Source organism: Streptomyces sp. NPDC020884 (assembly GCF_044333935.1).
Classification (GTDB): Bacteria; Actinomycetota; Actinomycetes; order Streptomycetales; family Streptomycetaceae; genus Streptomyces.
Genome location: NZ_JBIRRY010000002.1, coordinates 806,284 through 821,242 on the forward strand (window position 1 = coordinate 806,284; position 14,959 = coordinate 821,242).

A 14,959-nucleotide genomic window follows, 5' to 3' on the forward strand; every position below is an offset into this window, starting at 1 on the left:
CGACGACAATGAGGTGCATCCCCCATGCGATCACGCCCCGTCGGAATCCTCCTCGCGACCCTCGCGGGCGCGGCCCTCGCGTTCGGCGGCACCATCACCGCCTCCGCGACCCCGGCCGCCGACTCCGCACCTTCCGGCAACGTCGGAACGGCCGACGCCTGTTACACCTGGAGCGGCAACCTCCAGGAGGGCTCCAGCGGCGAAGCGGTGCGTCAGCTCCAGATCCGGGTCGCGGGCTACCCGGGCACCGGCAGCCAGATCGACATCGACGGAGTGTTCGGCCCGGCGACGAAGGCGGCCGTGCAGCGCTTCCAGGCCGCGTACGGCCTGGGCGCCGACGGCATCGCGGGAGCCCAGACGTTCGGCAAGATCTACGAGTTGCAGGACGACGACTGCACCCCGGTCAACTTCACCTACGCCGAGCTGAACCGCTGCAACTCCGACTGGTCGGGGGGCAAGGTCAGCGCCGCCACCGCCCGCGCCAACGCCCTCGTGACCATGTGGAAGCTGCAGGCCATGCGGCACGCGATGGGAGACCGGCCCATCACCGTCAACGGCGGCTTCCGCAGCGTTTCCTGCAACAGCGCGGTCGGCGGCGCCGCCAACAGCCGCCACATGTACGGGCACGCGGCGGACCTCGGCGCGGGCCCCCAGGGCTTCTGCGCCCTCGCCCAGACCGCGCGCAACCACGGCTTCACCGAGATCCTCGGCCCGGGTTACCCCGGCCACAACGACCACACCCACGTCGCCGGGGGCAGCGGCCGCTTCTGGTCCGCACCCAGCTGCGGCATCTGAGACCCCGACGACCCCGCTCCCGCTCCTCCGGCCGACGGGCCGAGGGAGCGGGAGCGGTTGTTTTCCCGGCCGTCCGCCGCTCACCGGCGCGGCCCCGGCCACCGCGCCCTACCCGCCCATCCCCACGGCCACCGCCAGCGCCGCCAGCAGCACGCACAGCACGGCGTTGACGATCCGGTGCTCCCAGAAGACCGCGACGAACTCGCGCAGGGTCGCGCTCGGCCAGAAGTACGCGGCGGTGGGCGAACCGACCACCTGCCCGCGCACTCCCTCCCGGCGAGCGGTCATCGCCGCGCGGAACGCGTGGAAGTTGTTCGTCACCACGACGCACACATAGCCCTCGTCTGACGCCTCCATCAGCCGCCGGCTGAAGCGCAGGTTCTCGGCTGTCGTGCGGGACCGCGCCTCCTCGGTCACGAGAGCCGGGTCCGCTCCTTCGCCCACCAGCCAGCGGCCCATGGCCCGAGCCTCCGGAACCTTCTCGTCCGGCCCCTGTCCGCCGGAGACCAGCAGCACGGGGGCCGACGCGCCCCGCGCCACCTGCTGTTCCTGGATGCGCAGGCCGGTCCGCAGACGGGAGGCGAGCAGCGGGGGCACCCGTTCACCGCCGATGAGGCCCGACCCCAGCATCACCACGTAGTCCACGTCCCCGCGCACCCGGATGCGGCCGTACAGGAAGGCGTAGGCGAGGAAGCAGAGAAAGAGGAAGGAGACATAGCCGGTGATCAGCACGACGGCCAGGATGAAGGACCGGTACGCGTGCGAGCCGCCGAAGTAGTCGGCGGTGGCCACGAGCGCCAGGACGCCGAAGATCCCCAGACCCGCGAGGCCCGACAGGAGGTTGGCGGGCCTGCGTCCTTCCTTGCGGACCATGGTGAGGCCGTTGACGACGAGGAAGCCGCCGAGAACCACGATCGCGAGCACGGGGACGAAGAAGACCAGGGAATACACCAGGACGGCCAGGTTGCCCGGCAGCCGGTCCACCTGGGTCAGCAGAGCGAACGACAGGCTCAGCACGGTCAGGCCGAGCAGGACCGCGTTGCGGAACTGGCGCCTGTCCTGCCGCACACCCCAGCAGAACCAGAGAAGAAAGCCTGCCGTCGGAACGAATGCGAGCATCGAGAACCTCGGGTGCGTCGGCCGCGCGATGCGCGGCAGGGTCGGGGGCGGGAGCCTGGAGGAGCGCGGCGGGCGACGAAGCCCTCCTACCGCGCGGACCGGCGGTTCTCCTCGACCCAGTCCTGGTCCGTCTGCCAGGCGTACAGCGTGTGGCCCTCCAGCGCGACGTAGTAGGAGCCGCAGCGGCCCTTCGCGCCGTCCGCCGTGCCGGCGGGGAACCAGGAGGCGCTGATCTCGGGGTCCGGGGCCTTCTCGCCGTCGAGCGGCTCGCACGACGCGGGCAACCGGTCGTCGGCGAGCGTGGCCTTCAGAAGGCGCTCGCCCCCGGTGGTCCGCATGGCGTACTCGACCGAAGCGGCGCCGTCCGGAAGCCAGCGAGGGACGGACTCCCGTTCGGATTTCGCCTTCTTGCCCGTGGCGTAGGACGACACCTGCTCGTGGCGTCCGTCGTACCACTGCCTGGCTTCGGGTACGGCCACCGCGCCCGCCACCCCGAGCACGGCCACAGCGGCCACCGCGCTTATCAGAACGCCACGCATGTTCTCTCCTGTTCAGAGCCGAAGAAGATTCCTTCCCTCCATATTCCTGTGCGTATCAGCCAAAAAGGTCAGACTAGGGAACATATGCGCATACGCCTCTGGTCGCACGGTCCCCGATGCCGCCCCCGAGGGACAGCGGCGTTCAGGGTCCGGGATCTCCGGCGACGGCGATCGTGCCCTGGGCCACCGCGCAGAGGGTCTCCTCTCCCCCGGCGTCCACCATCAGCAGATCGCAGCGGCAGACGACCCGCGAACGGCCGGGGCGGACCACCTGCGCCCGCGCGCGCAGCAGCTGCCCCTGGGCCGGGCGCAGATAGTCGATGGTGAAGCCGGCGGTCAGGACGGACGGACCGACGGCCGTACCGGCGGCGAAGGTGAGGGCGTTGTCGGCCGCGTAACTCAGGACGCCCCCGTGCACGAAGCCGTTCTGCTGGCGCAACTCGTCCCGCACGTCCAGCTCCAGGACCGCCGCGCCGTCGCCGAAGGCGGCGAGCCGGGCCCCCAGATAGACGCTGAAGGGCTGGGCCTCCAGGACCTTCCGCGCGAATGCGAGCTCGGCGGCGTGTGCGTCCATGCTCCACCTCGTTTCCCTAGGAAGCGAGCGTCGCCGCGCGGGACTCCCGCCGTCAAGATCGGCTCGGCCCATCGGCCTTCCGTCCGCCCCCTACCGCCTTTGCGGGCACCGGACTTCCTCCCGACTCATTGACAGCCGGGCACCCCGCTGCCACCGTCTCGTCTGACGGCGACAGTCGCGGACCCGGCCCCACCGGTCCGCCGCACGAAGATCCCCGCACCTCCCCCACTCCGCGTCTCCCTCCCCCACCGCTCGGCCGCCGCCATTTGGGAGCGCTCCCACAGAAGGGCCGCACTCATGAGAAGACTGATGCGCACGCTCGTCGCGTCGGCGTTCGCCTGCCTGCTCCTCCCCCTCGGCGCCGGGCAGCAGGCCACCGCCGCCGGCCCGTCGGCCGACCCGGTCGGCATGACCAGCGGGTTCTATACGGATCCCGACTCGACCCCCGCCGCCTGGGCCGCGGCGAACCCCGGTGACGGCCGGTCCGGCGCCATCCGGGACAGCATCGCCTCGCGCCCCATGGCCCGGTGGTTCGGCTCCTGGAGCGGGGACATCGGGGCGGCGGTGGGCGCCTACACGGGCGCCGCGGACGCCGCCGACAAACTGCCCGTCCTGATCGCCTACAACATCCCCGGCCGCGACGCCTGCGGCGGCCACTCCGGCGGCGGCGCGGGCACCCCGAGCGCGTACCACTCCTGGATCTCCGCCTTCGCCTCGGCGATCGGCTCACGGCCCGCGCTGGTGGTCATCGAGCCGGACTCCCTGGGCGACTTCAGCTGCCTGAACCAGGCCCAGATCGATGAGCGCAACGCGATGCTCAAGGACGCGCTCGCCCAGTTCAGCGCCCACGCCCCCAACACCTGGACCTACCTGGACGCCGGAAACCCGGCCTGGATCAGCGCGGCCACCATGGCCCAGCACCTCGACGGCGCGGGAGCCCGGCAGGCGCACGGCTTCTCGCTGAACATCTCGAACTACTACGGCACCGGCGAGAACTCCGCGTACGGCAACGCCATCAACGCCGCGCTGTCGGCCTCCTACGGCTACACCCGGCCGTACGTCATCGACACCAGCCGCAACGGCAACGGCTCCAACGGCGAGTGGTGCAACCCGGGCGGACGCAGGACGGGGGCCGTCAGCCAGACGGGCGGCGGAGCCGAGATGCTGCTGTGGTTGAAGACGCCCGGCGAGTCCGACGGCGACTGCGGAGTCGGCGCGGGCTCGGTGGCCGGACAGTTCCTGCCGGAGGTCGCCTACAAGATGATCTTCGGGTACTGAGGGCCCGGTTCCGGGCGCGCGTGGACGGCCCGCGTCCGGAACCGCTCCGGCGGACTCAGCGGTTCCCGGACCCGTCCGTGACCCGGTCGAGCCCGTAGAAGTCGGCGACACAGCCGCCGGGCCAGTACCTGCGCCCGCCCTGGCTGAACGGCTCCAGCATCTGGCTGATCACCAGGCGCTCGTACGGCAGGACGCGGCGGCCGGCCGCCGCCCCCTCGCTCAGTCGCCGGTCCTGCGCGTCCCACTTCTCGGCCCGGGTCCGCATCGCGGTGTCCAGGTCGGCCAGCGTCGCGGCCGGTCCCCCGCAGACCAGGACGCAGAGCGCGGCGCACACGGCCTTCGCCGGGGCGGTCCGGCGGGTGTGCCGGCGCAGGACCGGGCCCAGCAGGGCTCCCGCGCCGACGAGCAGGACCACGTACAGCAGGAGGTAGTCGTTCCACAGCCGGTTGGCGCTCGCCTCGCTCACCCGGTCGCCGAACACCGGGTAGGCGATGACCGTGCAGAGATAGCCGGAGACGAGGAGCGCGAGAGCGCCGGCGGCCGGCAGCAGCGGACCGTGCGCCGGCGGCCCGGGTCGCGTCCCGTCCGCCCGCCGGCACAGCAGGCCCAGCAGGACGCCCACCGCGAGCGCGCCGGCGTAGTGCCAGGTCGTGACCAGGGTGTGGGCGATCTCGGCGAACGCGCGCAGCGACGCGGCGAGGGAGTCGGGGGCGAGCAGGGAGGCGGTCTCCGCTCCGTACCTCTCCCGGCGGTGCAGGGAGCCGGGTGAGGTGATGAGGACGACGGCCCCCGCCACCGTTCCGGCGATCCCCGCGGCGCACCACAGGCGGACGAAACCGCGCTCGGGGTCGGGGACGACCCGGCCGCTCAGCAGGAGCGCGGTCAGCAGCACCACCGTCACGACGATCGCCGTTTCCTCGGACAGGGTGGCCAGGAAGGCCCCCATGAGCGCCGCGACGACGAGCGCGAGGATCCGCCCCCGGCGGGAGCGGGCGAGCAGCAGCGGAATCAGGGCGGCGCAGGCCAGGACCGGCGGCAGCGTGTGCGAGACGGATGCGGCGGGCCAGTAGAACGTCTTGTACGTGTTCGGCGTGCCGAACAGGAACAGTGCGGTGGTCATGGCCGCGAGGAGCAGCGGCAGCCCGCGCGGGGTGCGCAGCCCGGCCCGGCGCAGCGCCAGGACGGCGGCCGCCCACAGCACCGCGAGCACCAGGACCCCGCTGACCAGGGGGAACCACGAGTGTCCCGCGACCTGGAACCGGGCGTACGCGCCGACCAGGAGGGCGTTGGCGACCCGCCCGTTGTCGTCGAAGTAGAACCTCCCGACGAGGCCGGTGACGCCGTCGTCCCGTACGACGGGCAGGAAGCACCAGTCGTCGGCGCCGGGCCTCACCCAGCGCCCGGCCCAGGACGCGGCGGCGAGCAGGGCGAGGGACGGGAGCGCGAGGGCGCTCACCCAGAGGGCGGTCCAGGGGCGGCCGGTGGGGCGGCGCGGGGGCCGGGCGGCCGTGGTCCCGCCCTGCGGGAGCTCCGGGGCAGCGGTTCCGGCGACGCGGTCGGGCACCGGCGGCTCACCCGCCCTGGGGCGAGCGGGTGGGCAGCGGCGCGCGCACCGGCCGGACCCCGCCGAGCAGCGGCTCGGCGAGGTCCGGCGGGCCTTCCGGTCCTTCCCCCGCGCGTTCCGCGTACGCGGCTGTCGGGGCGGCACCGGCCTGGCCCGAGGTGATCGCCCACCGGGCCAGCAGGAACGAAAGGGGCGTGACGATGACGCCGGCCGCCAGCGCGGCGAGGTTCTTGTCCGCCCCGAGGCCGCCGACCGCCCCGTGGAGCAGCGCTCCGGACGCCACCAGGTTGACCAGGCCGGAGAGGGGATAGCGGACGAACGCGTGCCAGGTCGGCCGCGTTCGGCAGGTGACGGTGGAGTTGAGCAGGAACGAGCACACGATGCCGACCGCGTAGCCGATGACATGGGCCGCCAGATAGGGGATCCAGCGGTTCAGCGAGGCGTAGACGGCGAAGTAGACGGCGGTGTTCACACAGCCGATCAGGACGAAGCTGCCGAACTGCCGGACCGTACGGGACCGGCCGGGGGCGGCCACGGCGGTCACGGCGGATACGGGGACGGTCGCGGCGGACACGGTTACGGGGGCGGCGGACGCGGTCACGGGGGCGGCGCGTTCGGGAGGGCCCCCGCCGGCTCGAAGGTGCGGCGGCAGGCTGTCCTGCGGCGTCCGCCGGGTCGCGTCGGTCTCCCGCACCACATAGGGCGGCCGGTGCTTCGCCTCGTGGTAGATGCGGCCCACGTACTCGCCGATGACGCCGAGCGTCACCAGCTGGATGCCGCCGAGGGCGACGACGGCGGTCAGCAGGGTGGCGTAACCGGGGGTGTCCACGCCGTGCAGGACCACCCGCACGACGGTCCACAGGGCATAGGCCAGGGCGGAGACGAAGACGCAGAAGCCGGTGTAGATCGCGAGCCGGAGCGGGCGGTTGTTGAAGGACAGGAGTCCGTCGATGCCGTAGTTCAGCAGCCGTCTGCTGCCCCACTTCGACCGGCCCGCCGCCCGCTCGCTGTTGCGGTAGCGGAAGGTCACCGTGTCGAAGCCGATCCAGGAGAAGATCCCCTTGGAGAAGCGGTTGCTCTCCGGCAGGGACAGCACGCTGTCCACCGCCCGCCGGGACAGCAGCCGGAAGTCCCCCGACCCGTCGATGAGTTCCACGTCCATGCAGCGGCGGACGAGCGTGTAGTAGGCGCGGCTGAGGGTGCTGCGGAGCAGGCCTTCGCCCGTGCGGTCGCGGCGCGGGATGACCTGGTCGTAGCCGTGCCGGTGCAGTTCCAGCATGCGGGGGATGAGCTCGGGCGGGTGCTGGAGGTCGGCGTCCATGATCACCACGGCGGCCCCCCGCGACCTGCGGAGGCCGGCGAGCATGGCGGCCTCCTTGCCGAAGTTGCGACTGAAGGCCGTGTAGTGGACGCGCGGGTCGCCCGCGGCGAGGGCGCTCAGCAGCGGGCGGGTGCGGTCCCGGCTGCCGTCGTCCACGTAACAGATCTCGAAGCTGTCCCCGAGGGGGTCCAGGACGGCGACCAGAGCGGCGTGGAAGGCCTCGACCACCGCGGCCTCGTCGAAACACGGCACGACGACCGACAGCTGAAGGCCAGTCACTCGCCACCTCCGGTTCTCCGGCCTCGCACGGGACCGGACCCGACCGGCGGTCCGCCGCCGGCTCCGTCCCCGCCCGGCCCCGGGCCCCGGGGATGCGCCGCGTCCGATCCATCTGACGACGGCGGACCGGCCCGGCCGCCTCGCACACGCGTCCCTCGCCTCCTTTCCCGCGCCCTTTCATGCGAACGGCCGACGCGGGCGGCAGAACGCCGGGTCGCGGGGCCGAAAAACGGAACATAGCCTCGCAAAGGTGACGCTTCCTCTTCTGCCACGGACCCGGAGCTCCGCAGCCGGCCGGGCCCGGCTCACCGGCCTGCTCGCCGCGCTGTGCGCCGTGTGCTGGCTGCTGCTCCCCGCCACGGCCGCCCGCGCCGACGACCCCGTCGAGCTCTCCCGGGACGGGCAGATCACCGACCGGGTGGGCGCCCTGGGCGACCGGACGGATCAGGTGGAGAACGCCCTCGACCAGCTGTACGAGGACGAGCGCATCCAGCTCTTCGTGGTGTACGTCCGCGATTTCTCCGGCCGGTCCGGACAGACCTGGAGCGACGAGACCGCCAACCGCAACGGCCTGGGCCAGGACGACGTGCTGCTGTCCGTCGCCACCCACGACCGGCAGTACGCCTACTCCGTCGACGCGGGCTCCCCGCTCACCGACGCCCAGCTGCGGGACGTGGCGGGCACCGCGATCGAACCGGCGCTGCGGGAGAACGACTGGGCGGGGGCCGCGATCGGCGCGGCGGACGGCTACGCCTCCGTGCTGGCCGGACGCCCCGTGACCGCCCCCGCCATCACCCCCGGGCCCGCCGACCCGGGAACGGGCGACTCCGGCTCCACCGGCGCACGCGACTTCATCCTGCCGGTGGCCGTCGTCGGGGGCGTGGGCGCGGTCGCCGCGTACGCGTACACCCGGCGCAAACGGCGTACGACGACCCGCACCACCCCGGCGGCCACCGGCTGGGGCCAGGGCGCGGGGGCGGACGGTGCGCCGGAGCCGCCGGTCCCGCTGCCGGAGCTGGACGCGCGGGCGAAGGAGGTGCTGGTGGACACCGACGACGCGGTGCGCACCAGCGAGGAGGAACTCGGCTTCGCGACCGCGCAGTTCGGCGAGGAGGCGGCGAAGCCCTTCACCGAGGCGGTCGCGCGGGCGAAGGACGAGCTGACGCAGTCGTTCCGGTTGCGCCAGCAGCTCGACGACGCCTTCCCCGAGGACGACGCGACCCGCCGCCGGATGCTGGACGAGATCCTCACCCGGTGCGCGGCGGCGAACGAGGGGCTGGACACCGTCTCGGAGGACTTCGACCGGCTGCGCGCCCTGGAACGTACCGCTCCGCAGGCCCTGGACACCGTGGCCGCCACCCACCGCGACCTCGACGGACGGGTCGCCGCGGCCGAGTCGGGCGTCGCCGCGCTGCGCGAGCGGTACGGGGAGGGCGCGGCCGCACCCGTGGCGGGCGACGTCGAGCAGGCGAAGGACCGGCTCGTCTTCGCGGCCGCGGCCGTCGAGCAGGCCCGTACGGCGGTCGAGGGCGGCGACAACTCCCGGGCCGCGGTGTACATCCGGGCCGCCGAGGGCGCGGTGGGCCAGGCGGGCAGGCTGCTGGACTCGGTGGAGCGCCGGGCGGCGGAGCTGGGCGAGGCGGCGCAGCAGCTGCCCGCCGCGCTCACCGAGACGGAGACCGATCTCGCGGATGCGGGCGGCCTGCTCGAAGGGACCTCCGAGGGCGCGTCGACCGCCGATCTGCGCGGCCGGATCGCCCGCGCCGAGACCGTGCTCACCGACGTCCGGGGCGTGATGGCCGCGGGACCGTACGACCCGATCGACGCGCTGCGCCGGGTGGAGGAGGCGGACGCGGCCCTGGACGAGGCGCTGGCGGGCGCGCGCGAGCAGGAGCGGGGCGAGACGAAGGCCCGCACCCTGCTCGATCAGTCGATGCTCACCGCCCGGTCCGCGATCGGGGCGGCGGCCGACTACATCACCACCAACCGGGGCGCGGTCGGCAGCCAGGCCCGTACCCGGCTCGCGGAGGCGCAGCGGCGGTGGGAGCGGGCCCGGGAGCTGTCGGGCACGGATGCGCAGGGGGCGCTGGCCGAGGCGCAGCAGGCGGACGCGCTGGCCGGGCAGGCGCTGAGCCTGGCGGAGCAGGACGTCCGCGGTTTCGGCTCCGCGCAGGGTCCCGGTGGTACGCCGGGTGGGGGCGGCGGCATGGGCGGGGCGGTGCTCGGCGGCATCATCCTCGGCGGGCTGTTCGGGGGCGGCGGCCGGGGCGGGGGCCTGGGCGGCGGCTTCGGCGGCGGGTTCGGCGGCAGCCGGTCCGGTGGCTTCGGCGGCGGGCCGGGCAGTTTCGGCGGCGGCGGCACACGGGGCCGCCGGGGCGGCGGCGGCCGCTTCTGAACGACCGGCAGGGCAAGGACCACCACGTGACCCCTCTCGATTCCCAAGGAGACATCCCATGACCAAGCAGACGATTCTCGGCCGCGTCACCCAGCTCGCGAAGGCCAACGTCAACGCGCTGCTCGATCAGGCCGAGGACCCGCAGAAGATGCTGGACCAGCTGATCCGCGACTACACGAACAACATCGCGGAGGCCGAGCAGGCGGTCGCGGCCACCATCGGCAACCTCCGGCTGATGGAGCAGGACCACAAGGAGGACGTCGAAGCGGCCTCGGAGTGGGGCGGCAAGGCGCTGGCGGCCAGCCGGAAGGCCGACGAGCTGCGCGGGGGCGGGTCGGTGGCGGACGCCGACAAGTTCGACAACCTGGCCAAGGTCGCGCTGAGCCGCCAGCTCCAGTCGGAGCAGGAGGCGAAGACGGCGGAGCCCACCATCGCCTCCCAGACCGCGGTGGTGGACAAGCTCAAGACCGGGCTCGACCAGATGAGGGTCAAGCTCTCCGAGCTGAAGGCCAAGCGCGACGAGCTGGTGGCGCGCGCGAAGTCCGCCCAGGCGCAGAACCGGATGATGGACGCCGTGAAGAACATCGACGTGCTCGACCCGACGAGCGACCTGGGCCGCTTCGAGGACAAGGTGCGGCGCGAGGAGGCGAAGGCGCTGGGCAAGCAGGAGCTGGCCGCCTCCTCGCTGGACGCCCAGTTCGAGCAGCTGGACGGGCTGGGCGACAGCGCGGAGGTCGAGGCCCGGCTGGCGGCCCTGAAGACGGGCTCGTGACGCTCCGGCAGGACACTCCCCGACCGACCGGGGTTCAGTACATGCTCAGGAGCTGCTCCACGGAGAGTTCGGCGGCCGGGGCCCCGTCCGGCAGGGCCAGTTCGAACCAGACGGTCTTGCCGCGCGGGGTGCGGCGCGAGCCCCAGGCGGCGCTGAGCAGACCGACGAGCTGGAGCCCGCGGCCGCCTTCGTCGGTGTCGCGGGCCCGGCGGCGGCGCGGCTGGACCAGGCCGGCGTCCCACACCTCGCAGACCAGGGTGCGGTCGCGCAGCAGCCGGAGCCTGATCTCGCCCTCGCCGTAGCGCAGGGCGTTGGTGACCAGTTCGCTGACGAGGAGTTCGGTGGTGTCGACCAGGTCCTCGAGGTCCCAGGCAACCAGCTGGGTGCGGGCCAGGTCGCGGGCGCGCCCCACCGAGCGGGGTTCGCGCGGCAGCGTCCAGTCCCCCACCGCCTCCTCGGGGAGCCCTTGGATACGGGCCATCAGCAGGGCGATGTCGTCCTCGCCGTGCCGGGTGTTCAGGGTGCTCAGAACGTGGTCGCAGGCGTCCTCAAGCTCCATCTGCGGACCGGTGAGCACGGCGCGCAGCGCGTCCAGGCCCTCGTCCAGCGGCTGGTCCCGGGACTCGACCAGGCCGTCGGTGTACAGGGTGAGCAGCGCGTTCTCGGTGAGCTCGACCTCGACCTCCTCGAACGGCTCGCCGCCGACGCCCAGCGGCATTCCCGGCGGTACGTCGATGAGCCGGGCGGGCCGGCCGGGCTCGACGACGGCCGGGGGGAGGTGCCCGGCGTTGGCGAAGGTGCACCGCCGGGTGACCGGGTCGTAGACCGCGTACACGCAGGTCGCGAGATACACCTCGGAGAGGTCGGCCTCGCGGGACTTCTGCGCGGCGCGGGAGGGCCACTGAGCTCCCCCGCTGCCGCCGAGGCCCTCGCTCCGCTCGCCGCCGCCCGGGGAGCCGAGGCCGCGGGCGACCTCGTCGAGGGCGGAGAGCACTTCGGCCGGCTCCAGGTCCAGGAGGGCCAGGGTCCGCACGGCGGTGCGCAGTTCGCCCATGGCGACGGCGGCGCGCAGGCCGCGCCCCATGACGTCGCCGACGACGAGGGCGGTGCGGTGCCCCGGCAGCTCGATCACGTCGAACCAGTCGCCGCCGACCTCGGTGGCGGTGTTGCCGGGGAGGTAGCGGCAGGCGATGTCGAGTCCGGCGGCCTCGGGGTCGCCGGGGGGCAGCAGGCTGCGCTGGAGGATCAGGGCGCGTTCGTGTTCGCGGCGGTAGAGGCGGGCGTTGTCGATACAGACGGCGGCGCGGGCGGCCAGTTCGGTGGCGAGCGCCCGGTCGCGCTCCCCGAAGGGCTCGCTGCCCTTCGTACGGGAGAACTGGACGAGGCCGACGACGGTGTCGTGGGCGACCATCGGCACGGCGAGCGTCGACTGCACGAAGCCCATCTCGTCGCCGGGGACGTCCTCGACCCGGCCGGAGCGCAACGCCATGGCGCAGGGCGAGCCGAACGAGAAGCGGTGGACGGAGCCGAGCGCGGGCGGCAGGTCGTCCGGGCCCGGGGGCCCGCTGCCGGCCACGGCGGTGGGCAGCGCGTCGGCGACCGCGCTGGCGTGGGCCACCCGGCGCAGCTCCGCCGAACCGCCGGCGGACTCGCGGTGCGCGGGCGCCCAACTGCCGGGAGCGGCCTCCTCGCCGGTGAGCAGCCCCTGGTAGAGGTCGACGGCGGCGAGGTCGCAGAAGCCGGGGACCGCCACGTCGAGCAGCTCGCGGGCGGTGGTCTCCAGGTCGAGGGAGTTGCCGATGCGGGCGCTGGCCTCGTTGAGGAGGGCGAGGTTGCGGCGGGCGCTGGCCGCCTCGCGGGCGGCGATGTGCCGGCGGGTGACGTCGGTGGCGAGGCCCGCGACGCCGACGGGCCGGCCGGTCCCGCTGTGCACCCGGTAGAGGTTCATGGACCAGTGGCGGCGGTCGGTGCCACCGGGAGCGGTGCCGACGAGCTGGAGGTCGGTGACGGACTCCCCGGTCTCCAGGACCCGCCTCAGGGTGGCGGTCAGCCGGTCGGCCTCGGCCCGGGGCAGGTAGTCCTCCACCGTGCGGCCCCGGTGGTCCTCGGCCGCGCCGCCGAAGACCGTGGCGAAGCGCTGGTTGGCCCGTACGACGGCGAAGTCCGTACCGAACAGCACGAAGCCGAAAGGAGATTGGCCGAATATGGCCTGCGAGGCGGCGAGGTCGGTCTCGATGCGGCGCAGGGCCCGGACGTCCACGACGATGCAGAGCGCGGCCCGTTCCCCGCTGCCCGTCAGACTCGGCATCACATAGACCTCGGCGACGCCGTGCGCCCCGTCCTCGCCCGGCATCCGGAACGGGACGAGGCCCGTCCACTCCTTGCCGTCGAGGATCTCGCCGACCCGCCGATGACCGTCCGACCGCAGCTCGGCGGGCATGAAGGCCTCCACCGGGTCACGGCCGATCACCTCGGTCGAGGACATGCCGAAGAGACCGGCGGCCCGGCTGCTCCACTGCTCGACCAGACCGTCGGGGCCGATCGAGAAAGAGGCGACCCTGACGGAGTCGTAGATCGAGCCGGGCGGGCTGTTCTGCCACACGACGTCGCCCGTTGTCCCAGGTATTTCGCTCACGCGACCGTCCCCTCCAGCTCACACACCGGACCGGTCCTGCCCGCAGTATTCAGCACTACGGCCCCGACCGACACGGCGTTCACGATCACAGCAAGGTCTCAGTCGCTTTCAGCCAGGTTCTGCCCGACCTCTGGTGATCGCTGTGCGTCCCTCCACTCTCCTAACCAGGGAGAGCCAGCTCGAACCACACGGTCTTGCCACTCTTTCCGCGACGGGTCCCCCAGCGACGTGCGGAACAGGCCACGAGCTGGAGCCCCCGACCCCCTTCGTCGTCGGGTCCCGCCGTGCGTTCGGTGGGTGGATCCGGAAGCGGATCGGAGACTTCCACCCGCAGCCCCGGGGCGACGGGCAGGCGATCGGCGAGCGACAGGTCCCCTTCGGGGTGCGAACGGACCAGGCGTACGCCGATGGGTCCGGAGGCGTACCGGAGGGAGTTGGTCACCAGCTCGCTGACGAGCAGGACCGCCAGATCACCCACCGCCGCGTCGAGGCCCCACGAGCCCAGAGTGCCCCGGACGGCGTGCCGCGCACTGCGCACGGAACCCGGTTCGGCCGGGAAGGTCCACTCGGCACAGTCGCCTTCGGTATCGATCACGCCGATCACTTCCCAGGGACGACCACGGGCGCACTCACATACAAACGGGAACTAAACAGCCCATACCCACCATTTATTGCTTACTACCGCGCAACCTGGCGTTTGGTGCAGACGGGCGTACGAGGCCCGCGCGCCCGCCGACCCATCGGGCCGGGCCGGGTCAGGTCAGGTCAGGTCAGGTCAGCGCACCCGTCGCCCTGAGGTCGTCGAAGAGCAACTGGTCCACGGGCGGCACGAGGGCGCGGTCCGCGAAGGAGAACCACGCCACCTCCTCGATCTCGCTGCTCGCGGCGAGCGTGCCGCGGTAGTCGCCGTAGTAGCAGCTCATCCGTACGACGGCGGCGTCGGGCCGGTCGTCCACGGGGGCCTCGTACGTCCCGGCGTGGACGACGGTCTCCCGGATCAGGCCGACCGTCAGTTCCTCCTCGATCTCACGCAGGAGGGTCTGAAGGTCGGTCTCCGCACCCTCCCGTTTGCCGCCCGGGATGTAGAAGACGTCCTTGCCCCGGGGCCGCGCGCAGAGGATCCTGCCGCCCTCGATCCGCACCCACGCCACCGCGTCGATCAGCACCGCCATCACTCCGCCCGCCTCGCCGCACCTCCGGCGGCTTCCGCGCCCCCGGTCCGGGCGGGACCCTACCCCGCCCGGGGGAAAGACCGAGGGGCCCCGGGGCAGCGCAAGGGCCACCCCGGGGCCCCTCGGGGCCGTCCGTCACGTCACACCACGTCAGGGACCGGCGCCCTGACCCACGCGCTCCACCCGGTAGACCTGGTGGCGATGGCGGACGTCGAGGCCGTCGGCGACCTTCTGCGCCTCGGCCTGCGTGGCGTACCTGCCCACGCGGTAGCGGTTGCCGCCGTCGTCCTGCCGTATCACCTGCCAAGGGAGCACGGCGCCGCTCTCGCTCATCGTGTCGCTCCCCCGCATATCGCCCCTCTCCCCACCGGCGTGCACGTCTCTATGGATCCCCAGGAAACCGCAGTACGCATATGCCCGAGCGTACGCCTGACCTTCACTCAGCGCAGGCGGGTTTACACAAAGAGATACACATCCGGCCATCACGAAAGGGGCGCATCCGCAGAATGCACCCCT

13 protein-coding genes are annotated in these 14,959 nt (G+C 73.0%); 4 read left to right on the forward strand and 9 right to left on the reverse strand.

Annotation, left to right across the window (positions count from 1 at the left end):
* The first annotated feature begins 24 nt into the window (after positions 1 to 24).
* Positions 25 to 795, forward strand: a complete 771-nt coding sequence (locus ACH4UK_RS10310) for a D-Ala-D-Ala carboxypeptidase family metallohydrolase (RefSeq protein ID WP_398355585.1) — start codon at positions 25 to 27, stop codon at positions 793 to 795.
* Between the two features lie 108 nt (positions 796 to 903).
* Here ACH4UK_RS10310 and ACH4UK_RS10315 read toward each other — a convergent pair whose 3' ends face one another.
* The 3 genes from ACH4UK_RS10315 to ACH4UK_RS10325 all read right to left on the reverse strand — a co-directional run bounded on the left by ACH4UK_RS10315 (position 904) and on the right by ACH4UK_RS10325 (position 3,027).
* On the reverse strand, positions 904 to 1,914 hold the full coding sequence (locus ACH4UK_RS10315) for a YdcF family protein (RefSeq protein WP_398355586.1): 1,011 nt from the start codon (positions 1,912 to 1,914) through the stop codon (positions 904 to 906).
* An 86-nt stretch (positions 1,915 to 2,000) separates the two neighbouring features.
* Complete coding sequence (locus ACH4UK_RS10320) at positions 2,001 to 2,453, reverse strand: hypothetical protein (RefSeq protein ID WP_398355587.1); 453 nt, start codon at positions 2,451 to 2,453, stop codon at positions 2,001 to 2,003.
* Between the two features lie 142 nt (positions 2,454 to 2,595).
* Positions 2,596 to 3,027 carry a PaaI family thioesterase gene (locus ACH4UK_RS10325; RefSeq protein WP_398355588.1) on the reverse strand — a complete coding sequence of 144 codons (432 nt, stop codon included), beginning with the start codon at positions 3,025 to 3,027 and terminating at the stop codon, positions 2,596 to 2,598.
* A gap of 297 nt (positions 3,028 to 3,324) precedes the next feature.
* Between ACH4UK_RS10325 and ACH4UK_RS10330 the strand changes: the two genes are divergently transcribed.
* A complete protein-coding gene (locus ACH4UK_RS10330) occupies positions 3,325 to 4,305 on the forward strand; it encodes a glycoside hydrolase family 6 protein (RefSeq protein ID WP_398355589.1) in 981 nt (326 codons plus the stop codon).
* Between the two features lie 55 nt (positions 4,306 to 4,360).
* Here ACH4UK_RS10330 and ACH4UK_RS10335 read toward each other — a convergent pair whose 3' ends face one another.
* Together ACH4UK_RS10335 and ACH4UK_RS10340 are read right to left on the reverse strand one after the other, a co-directional pair.
* A complete protein-coding gene (locus ACH4UK_RS10335) occupies positions 4,361 to 5,869 on the reverse strand; it encodes a DUF6056 family protein (protein WP_398355590.1) in 1,509 nt (502 codons plus the stop codon).
* 7 nt (positions 5,870 to 5,876) lie between these two features.
* Positions 5,877 to 7,469, reverse strand: a complete 1,593-nt coding sequence (locus ACH4UK_RS10340; protein WP_398355591.1) for a glycosyltransferase — start codon at positions 7,467 to 7,469, stop codon at positions 5,877 to 5,879.
* A 265-nt stretch (positions 7,470 to 7,734) separates the two neighbouring features.
* Between ACH4UK_RS10340 and ACH4UK_RS10345 the strand changes: the two genes are divergently transcribed.
* Together ACH4UK_RS10345 and ACH4UK_RS10350 are read left to right on the forward strand one after the other, a co-directional pair.
* Positions 7,735 to 9,864 carry a TPM domain-containing protein gene (locus tag ACH4UK_RS10345; RefSeq protein WP_398355721.1) on the forward strand — a complete coding sequence of 710 codons (2,130 nt, stop codon included), beginning with the start codon at positions 7,735 to 7,737 and terminating at the stop codon, positions 9,862 to 9,864.
* Positions 9,865 to 9,922: 58 nt separating this feature from the next.
* Positions 9,923 to 10,636, forward strand: a complete 714-nt coding sequence (locus ACH4UK_RS10350) for a PspA/IM30 family protein (protein WP_398355592.1) — start codon at positions 9,923 to 9,925, stop codon at positions 10,634 to 10,636.
* Positions 10,637 to 10,670: 34 nt separating this feature from the next.
* Here ACH4UK_RS10350 and ACH4UK_RS10355 read toward each other — a convergent pair whose 3' ends face one another.
* The 4 genes from ACH4UK_RS10355 to ACH4UK_RS10370 form a co-directional block, all read right to left on the reverse strand.
* Positions 10,671 to 13,238, reverse strand: a complete 2,568-nt coding sequence (locus ACH4UK_RS10355) for a SpoIIE family protein phosphatase (protein ID WP_398355722.1) — start codon at positions 13,236 to 13,238, stop codon at positions 10,671 to 10,673.
* A 193-nt stretch (positions 13,239 to 13,431) separates the two neighbouring features.
* Complete coding sequence (locus ACH4UK_RS10360) at positions 13,432 to 13,875, reverse strand: ATP-binding protein (protein WP_398355593.1); 444 nt, start codon at positions 13,873 to 13,875, stop codon at positions 13,432 to 13,434.
* Between the two features lie 166 nt (positions 13,876 to 14,041).
* The gene (locus ACH4UK_RS10365; RefSeq protein ID WP_398355594.1) at positions 14,042 to 14,446 is read right to left on the reverse strand and encodes an NUDIX domain-containing protein; all 405 of its coding nucleotides are present in this window, start codon (positions 14,444 to 14,446) and stop codon (positions 14,042 to 14,044) included.
* A gap of 147 nt (positions 14,447 to 14,593) precedes the next feature.
* Positions 14,594 to 14,794 (reverse strand): SPOR domain-containing protein, encoded by a 201-nt coding sequence (locus ACH4UK_RS10370; RefSeq protein WP_398355595.1) that lies wholly within the window; start codon positions 14,792 to 14,794, stop codon positions 14,594 to 14,596.
* Positions 14,795 to 14,959 lie beyond the last annotated feature (165 nt).